Annotated in this window: 17 protein-coding genes and 2 pseudogenes; 9 read left to right on the plus strand and 10 right to left on the minus strand. The window is 48.5% G+C overall.

All coding sequences use genetic code 11. The annotated features are described in order from the left end of the window. Positions 1–133: 133 nt before the first annotated feature. The 4 genes from K9N75_RS01485 (at position 134) to K9N75_RS01500 (ending at position 5,245) form a co-directional block, all read left to right on the plus strand. Entirely contained in the window at positions 134–844 is a 711-nt protein-coding gene (locus K9N75_RS01485) for a response regulator (RefSeq protein WP_008814699.1), read from the plus strand. 67 nt (positions 845–911) lie between these two features. Next, positions 912–2,303 (plus strand): ATP-binding protein, encoded by a 1,392-nt coding sequence (locus K9N75_RS01490; RefSeq protein ID WP_065424783.1) that lies wholly within the window; start codon positions 912–914, stop codon positions 2,301–2,303. Between the two features lie 25 nt (positions 2,304–2,328). Then, positions 2,329–3,579 (plus strand): ABC transporter substrate-binding protein, encoded by a 1,251-nt coding sequence (locus tag K9N75_RS01495; protein ID WP_224452143.1) that lies wholly within the window; start codon positions 2,329–2,331, stop codon positions 3,577–3,579. A gap of 280 nt (positions 3,580–3,859) precedes the next feature. After that, positions 3,860–5,245 carry a hypothetical protein gene (locus tag K9N75_RS01500; RefSeq protein WP_224452144.1) on the plus strand — a complete coding sequence of 462 codons (1,386 nt, stop codon included), beginning with the start codon at positions 3,860–3,862 and terminating at the stop codon, positions 5,243–5,245. A 182-nt stretch (positions 5,246–5,427) separates the two neighbouring features. On the opposite strand, the gene K9N75_RS01505 is transcribed toward K9N75_RS01500, so the two are convergent. From K9N75_RS01505 to K9N75_RS01545, 9 genes and pseudogenes are all read right to left on the minus strand, one after another. After that, positions 5,428–6,033 (minus strand): tail assembly protein, encoded by a 606-nt coding sequence (locus K9N75_RS01505; RefSeq protein WP_375374037.1) that lies wholly within the window; start codon positions 6,031–6,033, stop codon positions 5,428–5,430. Between the two features lie 226 nt (positions 6,034–6,259). Beyond that, a pseudogene (locus tag K9N75_RS01510) lies at positions 6,260–7,183 on the minus strand (phage major capsid protein); the annotation flags it as partial. Positions 7,184–7,307: 124 nt separating this feature from the next. Continuing rightward, the gene (locus K9N75_RS01515; RefSeq protein WP_224452145.1) at positions 7,308–7,463 is read right to left on the minus strand and encodes a hypothetical protein; all 156 of its coding nucleotides are present in this window, start codon (positions 7,461–7,463) and stop codon (positions 7,308–7,310) included. Between the two features lie 503 nt (positions 7,464–7,966). Beyond that, positions 7,967–8,404 (minus strand): PTS galactosamine/N-acetylgalactosamine transporter subunit IIA, encoded by a 438-nt coding sequence (gene agaF, locus K9N75_RS01520; protein ID WP_096080061.1) that lies wholly within the window; start codon positions 8,402–8,404, stop codon positions 7,967–7,969. A gap of 45 nt (positions 8,405–8,449) precedes the next feature. Continuing rightward, complete coding sequence (gene agaD, locus K9N75_RS01525) at positions 8,450–9,310, minus strand: PTS galactosamine transporter subunit IID (RefSeq protein WP_061059309.1); 861 nt, start codon at positions 9,308–9,310, stop codon at positions 8,450–8,452. Next, positions 9,300–10,085 (minus strand): PTS galactosamine transporter subunit IIC, encoded by a 786-nt coding sequence (agaC, locus tag K9N75_RS01530; protein ID WP_008814705.1) that lies wholly within the window; start codon positions 10,083–10,085, stop codon positions 9,300–9,302. Before agaC ends, agaD begins: the two co-directional genes overlap by 11 nt. Positions 10,086–10,140: 55 nt before the next feature. Beyond that, entirely contained in the window at positions 10,141–10,614 is a 474-nt protein-coding gene (gene agaB, locus K9N75_RS01535; protein ID WP_008814706.1) for a PTS galactosamine transporter subunit IIB, read from the minus strand. A gap of 191 nt (positions 10,615–10,805) precedes the next feature. Continuing rightward, positions 10,806–11,534 (minus strand): GntR family transcriptional regulator, encoded by a 729-nt coding sequence (locus tag K9N75_RS01540; protein ID WP_224452146.1) that lies wholly within the window; start codon positions 11,532–11,534, stop codon positions 10,806–10,808. Next, a complete protein-coding gene (locus K9N75_RS01545; RefSeq protein WP_096080059.1) occupies positions 11,534–12,712 on the minus strand; it encodes an AgaS family sugar isomerase in 1,179 nt (392 codons plus the stop codon). Before K9N75_RS01545 ends, K9N75_RS01540 begins: the two co-directional genes overlap by 1 nt. 255 nt (positions 12,713–12,967) lie before the next feature. Here K9N75_RS01545 and parC point away from each other — a divergent pair, with 255 nt between their 5' ends. From parC to K9N75_RS01565, 4 genes and pseudogenes are all read left to right on the plus strand, one after another. Continuing rightward, positions 12,968–15,247: a DNA topoisomerase IV subunit A gene (gene parC, locus K9N75_RS01550; protein ID WP_008814709.1), complete on the plus strand. Its 2,280-nt coding sequence runs from the start codon at positions 12,968–12,970 to the stop codon at positions 15,245–15,247. Positions 15,248–15,463: 216 nt separating this feature from the next. Beyond that, positions 15,464–16,210: a 1-acylglycerol-3-phosphate O-acyltransferase gene (locus tag K9N75_RS01555; protein ID WP_008814710.1), complete on the plus strand. Its 747-nt coding sequence runs from the start codon at positions 15,464–15,466 to the stop codon at positions 16,208–16,210. A gap of 126 nt (positions 16,211–16,336) precedes the next feature. Further along, complete coding sequence (ftsP, locus tag K9N75_RS01560) at positions 16,337–17,755, plus strand: cell division protein FtsP (RefSeq protein WP_008814711.1); 1,419 nt, start codon at positions 16,337–16,339, stop codon at positions 17,753–17,755. A gap of 179 nt (positions 17,756–17,934) precedes the next feature. Beyond that, a pseudogene (locus K9N75_RS01565) lies at positions 17,935–20,365 on the plus strand (DmsA/YnfE/YnfF family dimethyl sulfoxide reductase). Between the two features lie 39 nt (positions 20,366–20,404). Here the strand turns inward: K9N75_RS01565 and iclR are convergent. Further along, positions 20,405–21,244, minus strand: a complete 840-nt coding sequence (iclR, locus tag K9N75_RS01570; RefSeq protein ID WP_004095271.1) for a glyoxylate bypass operon transcriptional repressor IclR — start codon at positions 21,242–21,244, stop codon at positions 20,405–20,407. Between the two features lie 303 nt (positions 21,245–21,547). On the opposite strand from iclR, the gene metH reads away from it, so the two are divergent. Further along, entirely contained in the window at positions 21,548–25,231 is a 3,684-nt protein-coding gene (gene metH / locus K9N75_RS01575) for a methionine synthase (protein ID WP_224452147.1), read from the plus strand. Positions 25,232–25,398 lie beyond the last annotated feature (167 nt).

Consider the following 25,398-nt stretch of genomic DNA (forward strand, 5'->3'; position numbering starts at 1 on the left):
CCTTGGCGGTCCGTTTTTTTATGCGGTGGAAGTGTGATAGCCATCCCAATTGTTTGTGCATGGAATAAGATGTATTAGGTCAGCGAGTATTATTCAGATTGTTAGCTTGTACGTGCTGCTTGGAGCCTTACCGATGATGTTGCCCTATTCGCTGTTGCTCATTGATGATGATGCAGAAATTCGTAGTCTGCTGACGGAGTATTTCACTCGCGCGGGATTTAGCGTTATTGCGCTGCCTGACGGTGAAAAATTGATGCAAACGCTTCAACAGCAAAGCGTCGATCTGATTATTCTTGATGTCATGATGCCGGGTATGGATGGCTTCACGCTATGCCGGATGGTGAGGAATACCTCTTCGGTGCCGATCATCATGCTTACCGCAGCCTCTGATGAAACCGACAAAGTGATCGGGCTGGAGCTAGGCGCTGACGACTATCTCGCTAAGCCTTTTAGCGCACGCGAGCTGTTGGCAAGAGTTAAGGCGCTGTTGCGGCGCAACCAGATAGCGCAAAGTCCAACGGCAGAAGCACGCTATCTTTGTTTTAACGGCTGGAAACTGGATCTGTTACGCCGAGAATTGATCGATTCCCAAGGTGCCGCGGAGATCCTCTCTGGGATCGAGTTTGCTTTGTTATCTCTTTTTCTGCGTTTTCCAAACAAGATCCTCGATCGTGACCAAATATCGGAGATCACCCGCCGCCGTGAAAATAATCCTCTGGAGCGTGGCATTGATGTGCAGATTAGTCGGCTACGTCAACGCTTGCATGACGTCGACCGCCGTCTGCTGCGCACGATAAGAAATCAGGGTTATATGCTGTGCTGCGATGTTAGCCGTGAATACTGAGTTCCGGCGGTTTGATCCCAGTCCCAAATCATTGCGTTGGTATCAGCGGCTATGGCCGCGTTCTTTGATGAGCCGCATGTTATGTATGCTGGTGTGCGCTTTGCTCTTGGCTGAGATTATCTCTGGGGTTTTTTGGTATCGACAGTACAGCGTGCGCAATAATGCGGGTCTTGAGAGCACCGTTCGTAGCCTGACGCAGAGTATGCTTTCGACTTACAATTTCATGTCATCCCTGCCGCGTAATTATCGTCATCTGGTACTCCAGCAACAGCTAGAGCTGGGCGGCTCGCAGTTTTTTATCTCCATCAATAGCCATCCCCTCAAACAGCAGCCGCTTGCCGACAGCAGTAATGTGCAAAGGGTACTCGCGCTGGCGCAAAGCGAGGTGCTCAATCAACAGGGTGATAGGCTGAACTCGGTGATTTCTCTCACTGCCGCCAATCAGCTACGAGTATTTAACGCGGGTGTTTTGATGGTGGACTTACCGCCGGGTTGGGCGCGTTTTGGGCTGGTTACATCACGTGGCGATGAGCCTGTGTTAGCGCTTCAGTTAGCGTTGAACAAGGACGAATGGCTGTTTATTGCTGCACCGCTACCGCCGCCATACGATCAGTTGGATCTGCCGCTGTTTGGTTCTCGTCAGCTGGGATTCACGCTATGCAGTATGTTGCTGGTAGCGCTGTTTGGCGGCTGGCTGATACGCAGAGAGCTGAGGCCGTTAGCGCGTTTAGCGCAGGGGGCACATCAGTTAAACACTCAGTTGGATAGCCCTCCGTTGCCTGAAGAAGGGAGCGCAGAATTAGTTAGCGCGACGCGAGCCTTCAACCAAATGCAGGATCGACTGCGTGCCTATTTACATAACCGAGAAATCCTTTTTACCGCGATCAGTCATGATTTAAAAACACCGCTGACGCGGTTACGGCTGCGCGTGGAAATGCTGGACGATCCTCCGCTCGAGAAAAAGCTGGAGCAGGATCTGCACGATCTGGAAATGATGGTCAAAGGTGCGCTGCAAAGTATGAAGGATACGGATATTCACGAGAATATGGAGCGTATCGACCTACGCCACCTTTTGGCACAGCTGATGGACGCACATACCAATATCAGCCTGCGTGGCACGCCGCACTATCTGTTTGGACGCCCACTGGCGTTGAAACGCTGCATTAATAATCTGGTGGATAATGGCTTGAAGTACGGTGATAGGCTTGAGATCAGCGTGGAAAACTATCCTGAACATATGACGCTGAGTTTCCGTGATTATGGCCCCGGTATTCCGCAAGCTCAGTTAGAGAACGTGTTTAAGCCTTACTATCGATTACATAGCGATACTCAGGGAAGCGGATTAGGTTTAGCAATTGCTCGCGGTATCGCTCGCGCTCACGGCGGTGATATCACACTGTATAACCATCCTTGTGGTGGTCTGATCGCCGTATTGCGCTTAAGGCGTTATTTACAGTAATCACACAGGTAACGGAGAATCGCTGGTGAAAAAAGTTTTACTGACCACCGCCTTGCTAACGATGGCGATGAACTGTGGTGCTGCAACGGTTGAGGTTTTGCATTACTGGACATCGGAGAGTGAAAGCGCGGCGCTGAATCTACTCAAGCAGGAGTTAGCGGCCAAAGGAGATACTTGGCAGGATTTCACGGTAAAAGGTGGCGGGGGTGAAAGCGCCTATAGCGTACTGCAAACGAGAATGATTGCAGGCAACCCACCGACAGCGGCGCTAATGGAAGGCAAATTTATTCAGGAGTGGGGCGCACTGGGTTTTTTATCCAGTCCTTATACCAAAGAGCAAACCGAAGCTTGGGATCGCGTGTTGCCTCCGTTGATTCGCCAGATTACTCAATATCATGGCGAGTACGTTGCTGTTCCCGTAAATAACCATCGGATTAACTGGCTGTGGATTAATCCCAAGCCTTTTAACGCGCTGCATCTGGCGATCCCTACAACGTGGGATGAATTTTTCGCGGCTGCCGATAAGCTCAAAGCGGCAGGTTATATCCCGTTAGCGCACGGTGGACAGGCGTGGCAGGATGCAACGCTGTTTGAAAATATTCTGCTCGGCTTAGAAGGTGGTCAGTTCTATCGTGACGTATTCGAAAAGCTAGATAGCAAAGCAATCACTAGCGATCGCATGATCCGCGTACTTCAGCGTTTTCGTCAGTTACATGATGATATAGATCCTAAATCAGCGGGTCGGCCTTGGCATGAGTCAGCAGAGCTTCTGTACAGTGGCAAAGCCGCTATGATGATTATGGGAGACTGGGCCAAAGGTGAGTTGATGCAGATGGGAGCTGTACCAAACAAAGATTTTCTCTGTGTGGCAACGCCAGGTACAGAAGGCTACTTTATTTACGGCACTGACAGTTTTGCGATTTTGCAGCAAAACGGTAATGCCACCGCGGTGGAGGCTCAGCGCCGTCTCGCGGATGTGTTGATGGATCCCGATTTCCAGCGTCGCTTTAATCAGTTAAAAGGCTCAATTCCGGTTCGTAACGATATTGATATGAGCACGTTCGATGTTTGCGCCCAGCAAGCGGCGAAGGTGTTTAAAGATGCCGAGAAGACGAATCGTCTACTGCCAAGCATGGCGCACTCAATGGCGGTTGATGTGCAGGCAAAAGAAGTTTTCTTCCGCGTTCTTAATGACTTTTTCACCCATCCTAATCAAACACCAGAGCAGGCGGTGACGCAGTTGAATACTGCGTTAATGGCGGTGAAAGGTTATTAATTATGGATTCTCAGATGAGAAAAACTTTTTCTCTTCTTCCTATTTTATTGATAATAATCGTTTTTATTAGCCTTCTTGTTCTATTTGCTGGCCGTTTTAGGGATACCGGCGAGGTCAGTAAAACATATGCGACTTATTCAGATATACCCAATGATGATGGGTCATCATGCAATATAATGAAAAGATCTTATTGAATAGCTTCGGCTTTTTGATCAAAATAATACTCAAAATTTTACATTGCTATACACATTGCAATACATGGTAGAACGATAGGTGCTATATGGAACAAAATCAATTTACAGCAACAATCTCATCGATCTTTTCAATGTTAGATGACATTTCTAGCAAACTAAAAATATCAAACCAGAGCCCAATTAAAGCATCAAATAATAGTGCTTTAACCAATCACATAAATAGGCTTAGACAAAACATGTCATTACTTGCTAAATTCAATTTCTTTTCCTACCCAGAGTATTATACGAATAGTGAAAGTGAAGATATATTGAGTCTATTAGCATCAATTCATAATTATTTGACTATATTAAGCTCATCAGAACTTGATAAAACAGCATATAAAAACACTCTAGCTTTAAATGATGACCTAGTAAAATACATCAGAATATCAAAACTAATACAAGAAAGCGTCAATAGGAAAAATTCACTTTCCATTCAAAATAAAAAATCACAAGATGAATTAGAAAGCATCATAAACATAAAAAATGAATTTGAACTAGAGATATCACATGCTAAATCAATTATTGCAAAAAATTCAGAGACTAATGAAAAAATAATTAAACTTGTCAACGAATTAAAATCTGAGCAGATTATTGCAAGTAAAAATGGAAGCGAGATAAATAATATTTTATTGAAAAGTAATTCTGCACTTAAAAATATTAGTAACATTAGCGACAATCTAAAGGCTGCTGATGCCCAGCTAACAGACACTCTGTTAAGAAATAGAAATCATGAAGATAAGTTATTAAGTTTAATTAGAAACTCAGAAATCAAAATTGATAATGTGATCAAAAAATCAGATAATGTCGATAAGCTCGAAGAAACAATAACATCACAAATATCAAATGCTAAAGAATTGGCTAATAAAGCACGTGCAGCTCTAAACCTTGCTGGAACATATCGTTTGTCAAGGCATTTCAAAAATGCATATGAACTTGCAAACTCGAATAGAAAATTTTGGGCTTGGGTTTCTTTGGCTTCTGCATTAACTTGCATCTCATTTATAATATATATACTTTTAGAAATGAATAACGTAAGTGGTACTGAAGGCTCCCACCTATTAATGTTATTTATTGCCAGATTTTCAATAATACCAATATTAATTGGCTTCTTTGCTTTTAGTGCGGTTCAATACGTGAAGCAAAATAATATTACCGAAGATTATGCCCACAAAAAACTTTTATCAGAAACGCTTATTTCATTCAAACAAGAAATAGATAAAAACAATACAGATAAAGCATCTGAATTCATGGATAGCATCTTAAAAACAGTCCTTACCCCACCAATTAACACAAATGACAAAAAGAATCACAAAATTGAGATAGATGGAATAAACGCTCTTATAAATACAACTAACCAAATCAATAGAGAGATTCTTGATAGAGTAATCCCATCATCTGAAAAGGGGGATGGTAAGGAGGAAAAAAAATAACACCACCTAGGCACTTTGCGCTGACTGACGTTATTCAGTTAGCGCATTAACAAAAAATTATTGTTTTTAACTTAATCAATGCATATTGAAAATAAAATATTTTTCTAAAAAACAAAATCCTGACCTGATTAAGAAAGGCTTGAGTTAATTTTTTACTGGCGTAGATATGCACTCTTGCTGTGTCATTGCTGATCCTCTGTATATATACCAGCGGAAATAATCGCTCCGCCGATCTCTCCTTCACCATAACCGATGGCAACCGGATTGCCCTGAGCAGTGCTGTTAACGGGACTACCAAAGGCATAGCTGGGTTTATTATCCGGATCTTGTCGCATTCGAATACCGGCCTGTTGTGGTGATAGCATTTGGATAACGCCGCCAAGTGCAAGGGACGCGCCAGCCATCCCCAACCCGCCAGGTGTAAGTCCGACAGTCGCTAATCCAGCAGCAGGAGTAAAGATAGCAGCGATCAATGCAGCACCGAGTATCGTTTGAAATAGGCCAGAGCGTTTACTGCCAATAAGCACCAGTACCAAATGAATATCGTCAGTGCCTTTTGTCAGTTCTAGCTCATCCTCTTTGATGTTTCTTTTTCCAATAAACACCGCAAAGGTTAACCCGCGCTTGTGTGCTGCCAACATGTAATGCTCAAAATTGGGTAACAGGTTTTTAGCCGCGCTGATCATCCTTGGCGCGTTGTGTGCACGGTATTTAAACTCTTTGCCAAATTGTGCAATGAGTGGCCCATGAAAACGCAGTGTACGAATAGGAACGTCAATAAATGCCATAGTATTAGCCCTAGGTTTACAGTGCAATATCAGTGTCAGTGATGAACAAAAAACAAGCACATTCATCACTGAAAAAATAATTAACTATATAATTCAATTTATTACACTGGTGGTGATGGATGATTAAAATCCAAAAATGAGGAGTTCTCCGCGAGGTCGCCGCCCCGTGGCAAGGCACCCCCTCGGGAGTACCTTTTGATTTTGGGCGACTTTCCGCCCTTGGCTGTTACTTACCACTGGACTTAACCAAGCCGCGATAGTCCAACGCTGCGACACCTGAATTGATACGCACCTTGTACCACACACCATCGGTACTAAAATTGTCCTGCTGCTCTAAGTAAGGCGCATCCATGCCATCCAGATACGCTACCTCGATGGTGTCAGTGCCTTGTGCTGAGGCCACATACCATTCTTTGTTGTTAGCCTTGTCTAAGCGTGGCTCAACGACAACCTGCCCCATGTCCTTAACCACATTGATTATCCCCGCGTTCTGGTTAAGCACGGGTTTATTCGCGTCAGTCTCCCCAATCTGGAATAGAGACGATGAAGACAACAACGCACGGTTTGCATCACCTTCCAGCGCGGCGGGCACGATGATGTAAGCAGGGGGCACATTCAGCGGGTCGCCGTTTGGATCTTCCTGTAAGCGCATAGCAAGACGTGCAGCGGATAGGCCGCTGGTATCCATTGCGCTACTGATTAAGTTCTTATGGTCAGCATGGAACAGGGGTGTGCCGTCAGTGAATTTGCTATTACCGATAAGCTGGAGATAAACAAGATTACCCACCGTTCGGGCAGCGGCACGACCTAAAGCCTGTGGGACGGTGGACAACTGGTCTAGGTCATCATTGATAATCGCCTGTCGGGTAATGCTGAATAGGTTCCCGTAAGTAGCTAATGCAACCGGTGTGCCTCGGTCACTGGTCGTCACGTATTTGTATTCTGCACCTTCTGGCACCTTATTCAGCTTAGAGAACCCATTGATGCCAACACGCTTGGCTTCGTGGAAGTTGGAAAGGCTTCCTTTTTTCGTCCACTGCTGGAAGGTTTCCCCGCTGTTCTGCCATCCCACTAATACGGACTTCTCAGCACCACCCGCCAGAATGCTAGAAAAATCGCTGGTGCTGTGGGTCAGCGCCATGTTGACGATTCACGCCCTAACGCGGAGAGTTCTTCGGCAAACTGGCGGGCAGTGATGCCATAAGTGCCAATCTCGTCATAGAGAGAAATTGACGCCACGCCACCAGCTTTAGCTTGAATGGATTACCAGCTTTTCATTGCGCACCGTCCAACCATTGGTTAATGGCGTAGCGAGTAATCATTGCCACGCTCGGAAGCGGCTTGCCTGCGTTCTCTTTGAGATAGCGGATACGGTACTGCTTTAGACGTTGTGCAGTCGCTGCGTCGATGTGGATAGAGAAGCCTTTCACCTCTCAAAGATTTAACGATTCATGTTCTTCGATCATTGTTTACCCCATACCTGTTTAACTGATTATGGTTAGAGTATTTATCGATATAATGGATATTTAAATCTGATTTCCATCTGAAAATTCGATATATCAGATTGTGAGAATGAAAAAAGGGCCGTGATAGCCCTTTCCGTTTAGAAAAAAACGCAGCATCCGAGTTTGATAAAACCTTTACTGTCCAGATGTCTGATGCGGGAATAAAATTCCTTCAAAATGAATGGATAACCCATGGATGGTGCAAATTAGCGAAAGTACCTGAGGAAGGCGATGACGAACATTTTTATCTTATTGGTAAAGCTACAGGGAAAGCTGGATACATATATGTACTCACTCTGATTTCACCATCACGATATGGCGATAGTGATGGTGAAACACAAGAAAACATGGCCAGATACTGTGTCTTGAAGAATAGATGAGCTGTCTTATTCCTATAGCTCATCTATTCAGGATATGAACATCAGAAATTAAATCCCTTCATCGATTTCAACTGCGGATGCGTTTTCCGCCGCTTTCTCTCTGAAACTCAACATTCCCTGATGCCCACAGGCGAGTGCCTGTGTGACAAACTCCTGTATGCTGGCGATCTCTTCGCGTTCCATCAGCATTTCCGCCAACATTTGCATGTTGGTCCCTGCCACCACATCGCTATTTGCTAATGCTTGGCTCAAGATAACGGAACTGCGAAACGGCGAGCCACCGAGCAAATCGGTGAAAAATAGCACGCCATCTTGCTGAGGCAGCGAGGCGAGTGCCTGAGTCAGTTTTTCATCCAGTTGCTGAGTGCTCATTTCAGGTGGAAAGTCGACGGCGAGGCACTGTTCCTGTGGGCCAATAACCTGCTCAACCGCGCTAAACAGACCGCTGGCGAAGCGACCATGTCCGGTAATAATAAGGCTAATCATCTCTAATCTCTTAAAAAAACAAGCGCGGCGAACCGCGCTGTGAAATTACAGTACGCCCAACCAAGAGAGGGCAATGGAGAGCACAAACGTGACTAAAATGAGCGTCACCGGACTGACTTTCTTGGCGCGCAGCAGATAATACATCAGCAGCGTATAGCCCAGCGGCAGCAGGTTTGGAAACACTTTGTCGAAGAAGGCCTCTTGAATCGAAACCTCATGTCCGGCAGTGACCGCAATTTTGGCGGTTACGGTCAGGTGAACATAGGATGCGATAAGTCCCCCGATCACGGTGACCCCTAATATGGTGGCCGCTCGTGAGATTGCGCCAGAGCTTGAGCGCAATTTATCGATGGCCTTCACGCCGAGTGAATAGCCCAGATGCGTCCATACCACGCGCAGCAGGAACAGCGCTGCGTAGACAACGAAGAAAATCAATGGACCGAGAATACTTCCCTGGCTGGCGAAAGACGCACACACCCCAGCAACGATCGGCAGCAACGTGAACCAGAAAATCGCATCACCGATACCTGCTAGAGGGCCAAACAGCGCCACCTTCAGACCTTTAATCAGGTCACGGCTTTCGTGTCGTTCCTCTAGAGAAATCAGCAACCCCATCAGGAATCCGGCTGCGTTAGTGTTGGTGTTAATAAATTCTAAATTGTCTCTCATTGACGCACTAAGGGCGTCCTTATCGTTGGCGTAAATCTTTTTCAGCAGCGGAGATTGCGCGCTGGCAAAACCCGTCGCTTGCATACGCTCATAGTTAAAACCTGACTGAAGCAGGGCGGAACGAAAGCCCAAGCGGGTGATATCGCCACGGGTCAGCACGGTTTTGGGCGGATTATCTTGGCCCGCAGTGGTCGCGGGTACGGACGTATTTTCAGTATTGACGATTTCAGATGCCATCTTCCATATCCTCCGCTACGACGACTGTTGCCGCTGCTTTTTTCTGTTCATTAAAGTATTCATATACCGCAAATGCGGCACCTAGCACCGCAACCGGCAGTAGGTTTTGTACGGGAATAAAAGTGACAAACAGGAAGCCGACGATAAAGAACGGAATAAATGGTGTCTTCATCATGACCTTAAGCAGTAAACCAAAACCGACGGCGGGTAATACGCCGCCGGCGACTTCAAAGCCGTGGGTTAACCATGCTGGCATAGATTGCACCAGCGTTTGCATGGCGCCTTGTGAAACGTAGGCACAGAAGAACGTGACGGCGGCATAGCTAATCGCCACGATGCTGGTTAATAGCAGATTCAAGCGACCCAGCGAGCGAGTATCGCCTTCTTCTGCATAACGATCGGCTTTTTGCATGAAGAACGAAAATGCTGAGTAGTAGAACAGAATGATGTACTGCATCAGGAAACTGAACGGTAATCCAAGCCCGATGGCCGTTTTCGCATCCACTCCGGTACTGTGGGCGATAACCGTTGTCATGATCCCCGCTAAGACAGGGTTTGGCGGCTGAGTTCCCCCGATAGGTGTGAGTCCGGTAAAGGCCAGTTCGGTCAATGCACCGGTAATTAAACCGGTTTGGATATCGCCTAGAATCGCACCGGTGAGCGTACACACAATCAGTGGGCGGAAGATATATAGAGCTTCGAGCCAGAAGTCGATGCCGACAATCAGGGCCATGATGGCGAGCCCCATGCCTTGCATTAAGGTTATTTCATGCATGATGTGTCCTATCGTTTAGTTAAACCTATAGAGATAAAACCGCGCATTACTCAAATCAGTCGATGCTGTGTTTGCTATCGCTTGGGGTATCTTGAATAAAAACGTCCACGCCTTTGGCTTGAATTGCGCGCAGATTCGCGAGGTCCTGATCGTCGACATAGACTTTTTTCGTGATGGAACGCTTCCCTTCGACGAAATGCATATTGCCAACGTTCACGCTTTTGATTGGAACGCCTCCTTCAATCAAAAAGCGGGCCTCCTGCGGTGTGCGGCAGACGATAAAGATTTTTTGTGCTGCCGATGCTTTACCGATGATGTCGATGGTTTTTTGCAGAGAGAAAAAGCGAATACCAATGCCCATAGATTCAGCCGTCATGGACATGATTTGTTGTTGTAGAGGGTCTTGAGCCACGCCGTCATCGGCAACCAAAAGCAAATTAGCGCCAAGAGAAGAGGACCAGGCCACGCCAACCTGTCCGTGAACCAGACGGTTATCAATACGCAGCAGTAGGATGTTCGGGGTAGCCATAATGTATCTCCTTGCAAAAGAATGATCGTTTCCCTTTCTCTGCCCGCTTTCTTAAGTCGTTAGGCAGGCAGAAAAAGGGACGTAATCAGTCTAAGGCGAGGAAATCTCCCAAAGGCTACATGATGCTATTGAATTATTACGCGGCTGCAAGATAAGTCTGCGAATCTTGCAGCGCTGTAATATTAGCGGTTTTATCCCCGCAGATAGCGGAAGCGAAGCGGGTAATGTTCGGTGTTGGTATAGCTCACCGTGAACTCGAAAGGCTGGCCGTGGCTGGTGGCAAGGCGCACAATTTCAATGCAAGGCTGTTGGTGTTCGAGCTGTAATAGAGCGGCCATCGGTGCAGGGGCGATACAGGGACGATAATCATCCTGAGCCTGCATGCTCAATAGGTTAAAGTCATGAGCAAGCGTATGGTAAAGCCCATGCTGCTCTACGTGCTGGCGATTCAGCGTGGCAAAACGTTCGGCGGGTAAAACGGTGATTTCATATAGCGCCGGATGTTGCTCGACGAATCGCAACCGTTCAAGGATTATCACGCGCTGAGAGGCATTGAGGCCTAACGTCTGAGCTTGCTCTGGCGTAACCGGACATTGCTCGAAGCGTACCACTTGCGTGTGGTGAGCAAGACCGGCCTGGGTCATTTTCTCGCTAAAACCCACTGGCAGCGTGTTGTCTGCCAACCACGCAGGCGTGGTCACCAGAGTGCCCCGCCCCTGTTTTTTGGTCAAAAATCCCCGCTGAGCTAACATTTCAACCGCCGTGCGCAGCGTAACTCGGCCACATTGATATTGCTGACAGAGCACAGGCTCTGGCGGCAGCAGCGTATCGAGCGGGAATTCTCCCGCTTCGATTCTTTCACGCAGATCTTTTGCGATATGCAAATAGAGAGGGGCAGCCTGTTCGAGTTCGTTATGCATCAATCCTGTCCATAAATGGTCACTTTGCACACCTTGGCCACTTTACCGTCATTGGAAGGGAGATCGGGGGTTACACCCAGTTGGCGTGCGCGCAATAGCCCAAGTAGCTGAGCGAACATAACATACAACAAACCGCTAAAGACTTCAGGTAGTTGGGTCAATTCTGGTGAGTCAAAATGCAGATACTCATCGCAGGCTTGCGCGACACGCTCGTCGTTTGCTGCGTAAATGCCTATGATTTTCCCCTGTGGATGGCGCTGCGCGGCTAACTCGGTAGCCATATCCAGATCGTAACGAAGGATCTCTTGATCGGGCGAAAGATAGCAAACCACGGTCACTGGCTGGTTGACGATCAGTTTAGGGCCGTGACGAAATGCCAGCGTTGAGAAATCATCGGTAGCCTGCCGTCCGTTACACATCTCCAGCAATTTCAGGCTGGCATCGGCAGCGATAAACTGTAGCGACGATGAGCCTAAACTGATCACCACGGGGGCGTCGCGTTTGGCGATGGCAGCAATTTTGTCAGCCTGCTGTGAAAGAAAATAGTCAGCTCCGTGCTGGTAAACATCTAAGGCGCGCTGAGCGATATCCCATTGCTGAGGCAAGAAGATGAGCAGCAGATACCAGATCGGTAGCGTAAATTCCGCGGCGGCAGCAAAAGAGCCGTTTTTGGTGCCGATAGGCGCTGGGATATAGAGGGTTTTGGCGTGATGCTGGCTGCGTTTAGGTAATTCTCCCTGCGGATCGTTCGCAACGATCAAGTGATAGCAGTCATCGATCAGGCGTTCAGCCAGTTCAAACACCGCGGTGCTCTCTGGGGTGCTGCCGGAGCTGGTGACGGAAACCAGCAGTGTCGGTTTATTCTCCAGATACAGCTCAGGTTTGACGACGATATCGGTACTGGCAAGAACCTGAATGGATTTTCCAGTTTGCTGACGGATCCACTGTGCGGCAACGCGTGCGGCACTAAGCGATGAACCGGCACCGCATAGAATGATATTGCGCGGTTCGTCTGCCAACTGTTGCCAGAAACGCTCAATTTCCGCGCGGTGTTGCTGTATAAGAGCAAAGCCTTCACGCCATAGCCGAGGCTGATTGCAGATAGATTGTAGTGTCAATAATCCACCGGCTGATTGCCATTCGGCTTCGCTAAACAGTGTGTTGCTTGAGTTCTGCATGATTAATCTCCAAACATTCGAACGTTATAATGTTTGATGGTGGAGAAAAAAAATACGCCTGTCTGTGACGACGATCGGTTTTATGATTAGACGCCCTACAAGAAGGATAAGTCGGGTGATCCTACTATCACCTGTGACAGGCCTATAAAAGATGAGTTACTATCGCGGGCAATTGTGTAAAGACCAAGACAGTCGTTAAGTCCCGCTGCGGACTGTTTTACTCATTCAGTTAGGGCGGCGGCCAGAGGATTATTAATGAGCGATCTGATCCATGACGGCAGCGAGCGCCAAGCGCTGCACACGTTTACAGAGAACGCCTATCTCAACTATTCCATGTACGTCATCATGGACAGGGCGTTACCTTTTATCGGTGATGGTTTAAAACCGGTACAGCGTCGTATTGTGTATGCGATGTCGGAGCTGGGGTTAAACAACAGCGCCAAGTTTAAAAAGTCCGCACGTACCGTGGGTGACGTGCTGGGTAAATATCATCCGCACGGCGACAGCGCCTGTTATGAAGCCATGGTGCTCATGGCCCAGCCGTTCTCCTACCGTTATCCGCTGGTTGATGGTCAGGGTAACTGGGGTGCTCCGGATGATCCGAAGTCCTTTGCTGCGATGCGTTATACCGAGTCACGCCTGTCCAAGTATGCTGAAGTGCTGTTGGGCGAGTTAGGACAAGGTACCGTCGACTATACGCCAAACTTTGACGGCACCCTGCAGGAGCCAAAAACGCTGCCTGCGCGCCTGCCTAATATTTTGTTGAATGGGACTACCGGTATTGCCGTTGGTATGGCAACGGATATTCCTCCGCACAACGTGCGTGAGTTGGCGAAAGCCTTAGTTGAGCTGATTGATAAGCCGAGTATGACGCTCGACGATATTCTCGAGCATGTCCAAGGCCCTGATTATCCAACCGAAGCCGAAATTATCACGCCGCGTGAAGAGATCCGTAAAATCTATCGCACCGGCCGTGGCTCGGTTCGCATGCGTGCAATCTGGAAAAAAGAAGACGGCGAGGTGGTGATTAGCGCGCTGCCGCACCAGACTTCCGGCGCGAAAGTGTTGGAGCAAATTGCCAGCCAGATGCGTGCGAAGAAATTGCCGATGGTTGAAGATTTACGTGATGAATCCGATCACGAAAACCCAACCCGTTTAGTCATCGTGCCGCGTTCCAATCGCGTAGATATGGATCAGGTGATGGCTCACCTGTTTGCCACTACCGATCTGGAAAAAAGCTACCGCATTAACATGAATATGATCGGCTTGGACAATCGTCCAGCGGTCAAAAATCTGCTCGAAATTCTGACTGAATGGCTCGCTTATCGTCGTGATACGGTGCGCCGCCGCTTAAACTACCGTCTGGAAAAAGTGCTGAAACGTTTGCACATTTTGGAAGGTTTGCTGGTGGCATTCCTCAATATTGATGAAGTGATCCATATCATCCGTACCGAGGACGAGCCCAAACCGAAGCTAATTGAACGCTTTGGTATTTCAGAAACACAGGCAGAAGCTATTCTTGAACTGAAACTGCGTCACCTTGCTAAGTTGGAAGAGGTGAAAATTCGTGGTGAACAGGATGAGCTGGCTAAAGAACGCGACCATTTGCAGGCATTACTGGCATCTGAACGTAAACTGAATACGTTGATTAAGAAAGAAATTCAGGCTGACGCACAGGCTTACGGCGACGATCGCCGCTCTCCACTGCAAGAGCGCGAAGAAGCTAAAGCCATGAGCGAGCACGACTTCATTCCATCCGAGCCAGTGACTATTGTTTTGTCAGAAGGGGGTTGGGTGCGGAGTGCCAAGGGTCATGATATCGATCCTACCGGCTTGAGTTACAAAGCGGGTGATAGCTTCCGTGCAGCTGCGCGTGGTAAGAGCAATCAGCCTGTGGTCTTTATCGATTCCACGGGGCGCAGTTATGCGCTTGATCCAACGACGCTGCCTTCGGCACGTGGGCAGGGTGAACCGTTAACCGGTAAGTTGACGCCACCACCAGGCGCGACTATTGAGCAGGTGTTAATGGCTGCGGATGACCAAAAACTGTTGATGGCTTCAGATGCAGGTTATGGTTTCGTATGTACTTTCAACGATTTGGTCGCACGTAACCGTGCGGGTAAAGCGATGATTACCTTGCCAGAAAATGCTAAGGCGTTGCCACCGATTGAAATCAACGGTGCTGATGACATGTTGTTGGCTATTACACAGGCTGGCCGTATGTTGATGTTCCCAGTGAATGATTTGCCACAGCTGTCGAAGGGTAAGGGCAACAAGATTGTCTCAATTCCTTCTGCGCAAGCTGCATCGGGTGAAGATAAGCTGGCGTGGCTGTTTGTATTGCCGCCGCAGACGTCAATTACGGTGCATGTCGGCAAGCGTAAGCTGGTGATGAAGCCGCAGGAGCTACAGAAATTCCGCGCTGAACGCGGACGCAAAGGTACGCTGTTACCGCGTGGCCTGCAGCGCATTGAACGTGTTGATGTAGAAATGCCAGAGCAGATCAAAGTCGGCCCAGGCGATAGTGAAGAGTAATTGTTGAGGGTTTAAACGTTTATCTTGGTAGGACGAGCCGACGTGACGTGATATAGCGTCACGTCGGAGTAGGAAATTTGTACCGAGCTTGCTCAATATCGACATATTTCTTCGCTTGTTTTCCAATGATTTTTTAACGCTGCAGTCAAGGAATCTCCGGTGTGTTTTGCAGTTAAGTCGGTATACTAACTCCGGCTATATGTTTATGAGGTTGTTATGTTATCCATCATTCGCGTTGTGCTGGTCACGTTATACTGTATTTTGGCCTGCATTTTCGGTTGTATTTATTGCTTGTTTAGCCCACGTAATCCACGCCACGTTGCGACTTTCGGCCATATGTTTGGGCGACTGTCGCCGTTGTTTGGCCTGAAAGTAGAAACTCGCATTCCGGCTGAAGCCAAAAACTACGGTAACTCGATTTATATCGCCAACCATCAGAACAACTATGACATGGTAACGATATCGAATGCGGTGCAGACCAACACAGTCACAGTGGGTAAGAAAAGCCTGATTTGGATCCCATTCTTTGGCCTGCTTTATTGGCTGACGGGGAACCTGCTGATTGACCGAGCGAACCGTGCGAAAGCGCATAACACGATTGCGCAGGTTGTGAACCAATTCCGCACTAAGACGATCTCTTTTTGGATGTTCCCTGAGGGAACTCGTAGCCGTGGTCGTGGTTTGATGCCATTCAAAACCGGTGCTTTCCATGCCGCGATTGCCGCTGGTGTGCCGATTGTTCCGGTATGTGCATCTAATACAAACGATAAAGTTAAGCTTAATCGCTGGAATAACGGTTTAGTTATTGTTGAGATGCTGCCACCGATCGATGTGACTAAATACGGCAAAGATCAGGTTCGTGAACTGTCAGCCTACTGTCATGCGTTGATGGAAGCGAAAATCAATGAGCTGAATGCAGAAGTTGCTGCTCGTGAAGCTCAGATGCGCGAAGCTAAGTCTTGATTTTAAAGAATATTATTTAGACCTGTCAGCGTTAGGCAGGTCTTTTATTTAAACGGTTGAATTCAATCGTTGATGCTGAGATCCCTTCTGGATTTTCAGTTTGCATAGCAAATTCATGGAGAAGTTATGTCACTCAGTCGACGTCGGTTTATTCAGACTTCGGGTCTGGCACTGTGTGCAAGTGCATTGCCGCTGAGGGCGCATGCGAGTGGATCGCAAGTTTCGCTGCCCATTCCTCCTCTATTGGAATCAAAGCGCGGTCAGCCTCTGTTTCTGACGCTACAGCGTTCACATTGGGCTTTCATGAGCGGACGTAAGGTCAGCACATGGGGTATCAATGGACTTTATTTGGGGCCGACCGTACGTGTTTATAGCGGTGATGACGTGAAGCTGATTTATAGCAACCGTCTGCCTGAGTCGGTTTCGATGGAAATCAGTGGGCTGCAAGTTCCCGGCGCTTTAAGCGGCGGTGCGGCACGGCTCATGTCACCGAATGTGGATTGGTCGCCAGTGCTGCCTATTCGCCAATCCGCGGCCACGCTGTGGTATCACGCCAACACGCCTGGACATATGGCTGAACATGTATACAACGGCCTAGCAGGAATGTGGTTGGTTGAAGATGAGAACAGCAAAAATCTGCCTTTACCAAACCATTATGGCGTGGATGATTTCCCCGTCATTATCCAAGACAAACGCTTAGATAACTTTGGTACACCAGAATACGAAGCGCCTTCATCCGGTGGTTTCTACGGAGATTCTCTGCTGGTTAACGGCGTGCAGGAACCTTTTGTTGAGGTTTCTCGTGGCTGGGTACGTTTACGTTTGCTCAATGCTTCTAACGCTCGTCGTTACACTTTGACCATGAGCGATAATCGTCCATTCAGCGTTATTGCCAGCGATCAAGGTTATATGCCAGCGCCAGTGATTGCTAGCAGCCTTACATTGGCTCCGGGAGAGCGCCGCGAAGTACTGGTCGATATGTCTAAAGGCGAAGAGGTATCGATTACTGCGGGTGTTGCAGCAGGTATTATGGATCGTCTGCGTGGCCTGTTTGAGCCCTCTTCCATTCTGATTTCTACTACCGTACTTACCCTGCGTCCAACCGGCCTGCTGCCGCTAGTGACGGATAATCTGCCAACGCGTCTGCTGTCTGATGACATGATGGAAGGCAGCGTAGTCAATACGCGCAGCATTAGTCTTGGCAGTGCTTCCCAGCCAGGCATAAACGGCGCAGTTTGGGATTTACACCGGACAGATATTCAGGCACAGCAGGGGACATGGGAACGCTGGACGGTGCGTGCAGATACGCCGCAGGCGTTTTACATTCAGGGTGCTAAATTCTTAGTGAAAAGCGTCAACAATGCGCCGCCAATGGTTGAAGACCGTGGCTGGAAAGACACGGTGTGGGTAGATGGTGAAGTATCTCTGATGGTCTATTTCCCTCAGGCATCTTCTGAACATTTCCCGTTCATCTACTATAGCCAAACACTAGAACTTGCTACCCGGGGTAGCGTTGGACAACTGGTCGTCAACGCCGCTCAATAACTCTTCCTATAACGCCCTTTTTCTTGTGTGAAAGGGCGTAGTCATAAATCGATCTCCTCTCACATTTCTGATCATCTCTGTGTAAAAAGTCGCTTCTTTTTGATTCTCCCCAACCTAACTCAATATTTTATTTGGTAGCTATAGCTAATTGAGCAATCGTTCGGGCAGGGGGCATCGAAATGAATAATAAAGAAAAAATACATAGTGAAGGGATATCGATAACACGCCGCAGTTTGGTTAAAGGCAGTGCTTTGGGTGGGCTAGCATTAGCAAGTGGAGCGCTGAATTTACCGTTTATGCGTAATGTTCAGGCTGCGCCCGTTGCAACGCCTCCGCCAGATAAAGTGACGTGGGGAATGTGCTCGGTCACGCTGCGCGTTACGTCTGCATACCCGCGATAATGAAGTGTATTGGGTTGAAACTGATAACACAGGCTTAGATGAGTATGGCGATCATCAGGTCCGAGCCTGTCTGCGTGGGCGCTCTATTCGCCGCCGCATGAATCATCCAGAGCGGTTGAATTACCCCATGAAACGCGTTGGCAAGCGGGGAGAAGGGAAATTCAAGCGCATTGGTTGGGATGAGGCTTATGATGAAATAGCCAACAGTCTCAAATACACGGTTGAAAAATATGGTAATGAAGCGGTTTATCAAAACTATGCAACCGGCGTCATCGGCGGCAACGTCACCCGTTCATCACCGTATGCCTCGATCATTGGCCGCTTGATGAACTGCTACGGTGGCTATCTTAGCCATTATGGTAGCTATAGCACCGCACAAATCTCTGCAGCCATGCCATACACCTACGGCAGCAACGATGGAAACAGTACGTCGGATATTGTGAACTCCAAACTGGTCGTTATGTTCGGTAATAATCCCGCTGAAACGCGGATGAGTGGCGGCGGGATCACTTATCACCTCGAACAAGCGCGTGAACGCTCTAATGCCAAAATGATCGTTATCGATCCACGCTATACCGATACCGCCGCAGGGCGTGAAGATGAATGGATCCCGATCCGTCCAGGAACAGACGCTGCGCTGGTGGGGGGGATAGCGTACGTGTTGATCAGTGAGAATCTGGTCGATCAGCCATTCTTAGATCGCTATTGCGTAGGCTACGATGAAAAAACATTACCCAATAGCGCTCCCGCAAACGGGCACTACAAAGCCTATATTTTAGGTCAGGGGCCAGACGGGATAGCCAAAACACCAGAGTGGGCATCTCGTATCACAGGTATTCCCGCCGAACGTATTATCAAACTCGCGCGTGAGATCGGTACTGCGAAGCCTGCCTATATTTGCCAAGGTTGGGGTCCACAGCGACAGGCTAATGGGGAAGAAACTGCCCGAGCAATTGCTATGTTGCCGATTTTGACCGGAAATGTCGGTATTCATGGTGGCAACAGTGGAGCACGAGAATCGACTTATCTCATCACGATTGAGCTGATGCCGGTACTCACCAATCCGGTCAAAACGTCTATATCTGTATTTACTTGGACCGATGCCATCCGGCGTGGACCTGAGATGACGGCGAAACGCGACGGGGTACGCGGAAAAGATAAGCTGGATGTTCCCATCAAATTTATCTGGAACTACGCCGGTAATACTTTGATTAATCAACACTCAGATATCAACAAAACCCACGAAATCTTGCAGGACGATACCCTATGCGAAAAGATCATCGTCATTGAAAACTTTATGACCTCTTCGGCCAAGTATGCCGATATTTTGCTGCCGGATCTGATGACCACGGAGCAGGAGGATATTGTTCCTAATGATTATGCGGGAAATATGGGGTATTTAATCTTTAGTCAGCCTGCGACTAGCGCCAAGTTTGAGCGTAAGGGGATCTATGAAATCATGTCACAGATTGCTAAGCGACTGGGGCCAGATGTAGAGCAGGCATTTACTGAAGGGCGTACGCAGTCTGATTGGCTACACTATCTGTATGCCAAAATGCAGGCGCGCGATCCGCTGCTTCCTGATTATGAAACCCTGCGTCAGCAGGGAATTTATAAACGTAAAGATCCCAATGGTCATTTTGTTGCTTACCAAAAATTTCGCCAAGATCCAGACGCGAATCCCCTAAAAACGCCTTCAGGAAAGATCGAAATTTACTCTGAGCGACTGGCAGAAATTGCCGCTACGTGGGAGTTGGAAAAAGACGAAACCATTAGTGCGTTGCCGGTGTATGCCTCGACGTTTGAAGGATGGGATGATTCTCTACGTGCTATCTATCCGCTGCAGATGTTTGGCTTCCATTACAAGGCGCGCACCCACTCTACTTATGGCAATGTTGATGTGCTAGAGGCCGCCTGTCGTCAGGAGGTGTGGATTAACCCTATCGACGCTCAGAAACGTGGTATACAAAATGGCGATAAAGTTCGCGTATTTAATAAGCGTGGTACGGTGATTATCAATGCTAAAGTCACGCCGCGCATTATGCCGGGAGTCAGCGCAATGGGACAGGGGGCTTGGCATCAGGCAGATATGGCTGGGGATAAGGTCGACCACGGTGGCTGTATCAATACGTTGACTACGATGCGTCCATCACCGTTAGCTAAGGGTAATCCGCAGCACACTAATTTAGTGGAAATCGAAAAAGTATAATTCGCCCAATCTGGCTCCCCTTCAGGGGAGCCTATTACGTTATGAGTGTCTACCGCCGTAGGCCAGTGTGACCTCTTTGGCTGCCTTAATCACCAGAGCGCCAATTTCGATAACGCGATCGTCCGTAATACGTGAAACGGGGCCTGAAATAGAAATGGCGGCGAAAGCCTCTTGATGCTCGTCATAGATGCAGGCTGCGATACAGCGCAGTCCCAAAGCATGCTCTTCGTCGTCGAAAGAAAACCCCTGTTTGCGGATATGCGCCAGTTCTTCTTTCAAACTTGTAGGGTTGCTACGGGTATGCGGTGTATAGCTATGCAGACCTTTTTTATGCAGTAATTCAACCAGATGAGAATCGCTCACGGTGGATAAAAATGCTTTACCCGCGCCTGATGCATGCATCGGTAGTTTGCCACCGATTGGCGCAGACATGCGCATTAACTGTGTGCACTGGACCTGATCGATGATCACGGCCTGAAAATCACTGACGTCTAACACCGCTAAGTTAACGGTTTCACCCGAGTCTTCCATTAAACGGCGCAAAATCGGATGGACAATCGCCAGCAGATTGCGGCTTTGTAGAAAACTACTACCAACGAAAAAAGCATGAGAAGCGATGGTCCACAAACCTAAATCGCCTACCTGTTGGACGAAGCCTTGTTGCTGCATGGTGCTCAATAAGCGATGAGTCGTGGAATTTGGCAGTCCTGCTTGTTGAGCCAAATCCGTGAGCGCAACGCTACCGTGAGATTCGGCAATTAATTCCAGCAATCTCAATCCGCGTTGTAAGGATTGAACCTGTCCGGTGGCCGCAGGCGCTGCGGCTGGCGTGGTGGCACGTGGTTTCTTCCCACGTTTTACGGGCACGGTCGTCGCCATCGTGTTGCTCTCCTGAGACAGTCGTAAATAATTATTTTTATTGAACAAATTCTTATTAAAAAAATGTTATAAAAATGGAATCTATTTTCGTTTTCGACATTATGGATGTAATCGTTAGTTTTAACTGCTCCGACGTGTTCAAAGTCAGAGGCGGCACGCAAAAGTCACCTGAAAAAGTCTCAAGATCGCCTCCGCCAACAGAGCTGAAACCTATGTTAGGATGAGGAAACGCCATTTTTTTGAATAAAAAACCTGCACTAAAAGACGGGTGATATCAGGGTAAATGAAAGACTAGGAGCAACAGTGAGCACAACCGTTGAGAGATTACGTCATCAGCTATCCCAAAGGATTTTGGTGCTGGATGGCGGTATGGGAACCATGATTCAAGGCTATCGGCTGACCGAAGAGGACTTCCGAGGCGATCGTTTTGCCGATTGGCAGAGCGATCTTAAAGGCAATAACGACCTACTGGTTCTGACCAAGCCGGATATTATTAGCGCGATCCATTATGACTATCTCGAAGCCGGCGCTGACATTCTAGAAACCAATACATTCAACTCTACGCGCATTGCGATGGCGGATTACCATATGGAATCCCTATCCGCGGAAATCAACTATGAAGCTGCACGTTTGGCTCGAGCCTGTGCAGACGAATGGACGGCGCGGACCCCGAATAAGCCGCGCTATGTTGCAGGTGTACTCGGCCCGACTAACCGCACGGCGTCAATTTCTCCAGACGTTAACGATCCCGCTTTCCGTAATATCTCTTTTGACCAGTTAGTTGAAGCCTATCGTGAATCAACCCGTGCGCTGGTTGAAGGTGGCGTCGATCTAATCATGATCGAAACTATCTTCGATACGCTGAATGCCAAAGCAGCAATCTATGCTGTTGAAACTGAATTCGAAGCGATGGGCGTTGAACTGCCCGTCATGATTTCCGGCACGATCACTGATGCATCAGGCCGTACTCTGTCCGGTCAAACTACCGAGGCTTTTTACAACTCTCTGCGTCATGTGAAGCCGCTGACCTTTGGTTTGAACTGTGCATTAGGGCCGGATGAGCTGCGTCAGTACGTTGCAGAGCTATCACGCATTGCTGAATGTTTTGTCACTGCACACCCAAATGCGGGGCTGCCGAATGCCTTTGGCGAATACGATCTTGGGCCGAAAGAGATGGCTGAGCATATTGCCGAATGGGCTCAAGCTGGCTTTCTGAATATCGTCGGTGGCTGCTGTGGTACGACACCAGCACACATTGCAGCAATCAGTCGGGCGGTTGACGGTGTGAAACCACGCGCGCTGCCAGATATCCCCGTCGCCTGTCGCTTGGCGGGTTTAGAACCGCTGACTATTGATGCCAATACGCTCTTTGTTAACGTCGGGGAGCGTACCAACGTTACGGGCTCAGCCAAGTTCAAACGTCTGATTAAAGAAGATAAATATGCTGAGGCGCTAGAAGTTGCGCTACAACAGGTAGAAAGCGGTGCGCAGATCATTGATATCAATATGGATGAAGGGATGCTCGATGCCGAAGCGGCAATGGTGCGTTTCCTTAATCTGATCGCCGGCGAGCCTGATATTGCCCGTGTGCCGATAATGATTGATTCCTCCAAATGGGAAGTCATCGAAAAAGGTCTGAAGTGCATTCAGGGCAAGGGGATTGTGAACTCGATCTCGATGAAAGAGGGCGAGGATAAATTCATCGAGCACGCGCGTAAGGTTCGTCGCTATGGTGCGGCGATGGTGGTAATGGCGTTTGATGAAGTTGGGCAGGCGGATACGCGCGCGCGGAAAATTGAAATTTGCCGCCGTGCCTACAAACTGCTGACTGAAACAGTCGGCTTCCCTCCTGAAGACATTATTTTTGACCCCAATATTTTCGCCGTGGCGACCGGTATTGAAGAGCATAACAACTATGCAGTGGACTTTATCGAGGCCTGCGCAGATATCAAAGCCGAGCTGCCGCACGCCCTCATCTCCGGCGGTGTGTCTAACGTTTCATTCTCCTTCCGTGGCAACGATCCGGTACGTGAAGCGATCCACGCGGTATTCCTGTACTACGCGATCCGTAATGGTATGGATATGGGGATCGTTAACGCTGGGCAGTTAGCGATCTACGACGATCTCCCGACCGATCTGCGTGATGCGGTTGAAGATGTGATCTTAAATCGCCGAGAGGATGGTACCGAGCGTTTACTGGAGCTGGCGGAAAAATACCGTGGTAGCAAGAGTGATGACGATAGCAATAAACCGCAGGCGGAGTGGCGCAGCTGGCCGGTAAAAAAACGCTTGGAATATTCACTGGTTAAAGGCATTACCGAGTTTATTGAAGCGGATACTGAAGAGGCTCGTCTTGAAGCCGAACGTCCGATTGAGGTCATTGAAGGGCCGCTGATGGACGGCATGAACGTGGTTGGCGATCTGTTCGGTGATGGAAAAATGTTCTTGCCGCAGGTGGTGAAATCTGCCCGTGTGATGAAGCAGGCCGTAGCCTACCTTGAGCCGTTTATTGAAGCTAGCAAAGAGAAAGGCACATCGGCGGGAAAAGTGCTGCTGGCGACGGTGAAAGGCGATGTGCACGATATTGGTAAGAACATCGTCGGCGTGGTGCTGCAATGCAATAACTACGAAATCATCGATCTGGGCGTTATGGTGCCTTGCGATAAAATCCTGAAAACTGCACGTGAGCAAAACGTTGATATTATTGGATTGTCTGGGCTGATAACGCCATCGTTGGATGAAATGGTTTACGTGGCCAAAGAAATGGAGCGCCAAGGATTCGATCTGCCGCTGTTGATTGGTGGAGCAACGACGTCTAAGGCGCATACAGCGGTTAAAATCGAGCAGAACTACAGTGGGCCAACCACCTATGTTTCGAATGCCTCACGTACCGTAGGCGTTGTTGCTGCGCTTTTATCCCCAACGCAAAAACCTGATTTTGTGGCTCGTACGCGTAAAGAGTATGAAACGGTTCGTATTCAACACGGACGCAAAAAACCACGCACACCGCCGGTTTCACTGGAGGCTGCGCGTGAAAATGCGACTTCGCTTGATTGGTCAGATTACACACCGCCTGTTCCGCATCGTTTGGGTGTGCATCAGGTGACCGCGAGCATTGATACTTTACGTAATTACATCGACTGGACGCCGTTCTTCATGACGTGGTCGCTGGCAGGAAAGTATCCACGCATTCTCGAGGATGAAGTGGTTGGCGAAGAAGCCAAGCGAGTCTTTGCAGATGCTAATGCGATGCTGGATGATTTAGCGAGCAGCGGCAAACTCAATCCACGTGGCGTGTATGGGATTTTCCCTGCGAATCGGGTGGGCGATGATGTAGAGATCTACAGCAATGAATTCCGTGATGAGGTGCTTGTCACGGGTCATCATCTACGCCAGCAGACTGAAAAAACAGATTTTGCTAACTACTGCTTAGCGGATTTCGTGGCGCCAAAATCCAGTGGTAAATCAGACTATATCGGCGCATTTGCGGTTACCGGTGGGCTGGAAGAGGATGCGTTGGCTGATGCCTATGAAGCGCAGCATGATGATTACAATAAAATCATGGTGAAGGCGCTCTCTGACCGTTTAGCTGAGGCTTTTGCTGAATACCTACATGAAAAAGTACGTAAGGTTTATTGGGGGTATGCGGCTAATGAAAACCTCAGTAATGAAGAGCTAATCCGCGAAAATTACCAAGGTATTCGTCCTGCACCTGGTTATCCGGCATGCCCTGAACATACTGAAAAAGCGGCTATTTGGACGCTATTGGATGCCGAAAATACGGTGGGGATGAAGCTCACCGAATCTTACGCGATGTGGCCGGGAGCGTCGGTTTCCGGTTGGTATTTCAGCCATCCTGAAAGCAAATATTTTGCGGTTGCGCAGATCCAACGCGATCAGGTGGAAGATTATGCTCAACGTAAAGGAATGCCGGTCGCCGAGGTTGAACGTTGGTTGGCGCCGAACCTTGGGTATGATGCGGATTAACAGAACATCGTCTTGGGTTTTGTGGGGGCAGTGTAAGGTTTCGGTAGCCAGTCGATCCCGAGCTTACATGTAATTTTTACCGAAGGCTCCCGACGATAGGTTGCCAGCGCGCAACCTATCGACTCTCGCGCTTTTTACCGAGTCGTTTGGCCGACCGGTCTCAGAGC

Source organism: Hafnia paralvei, from assembly GCF_020150375.1.
Lineage (GTDB): Bacteria > Pseudomonadota > Gammaproteobacteria > Enterobacterales > Enterobacteriaceae > Hafnia > Hafnia paralvei.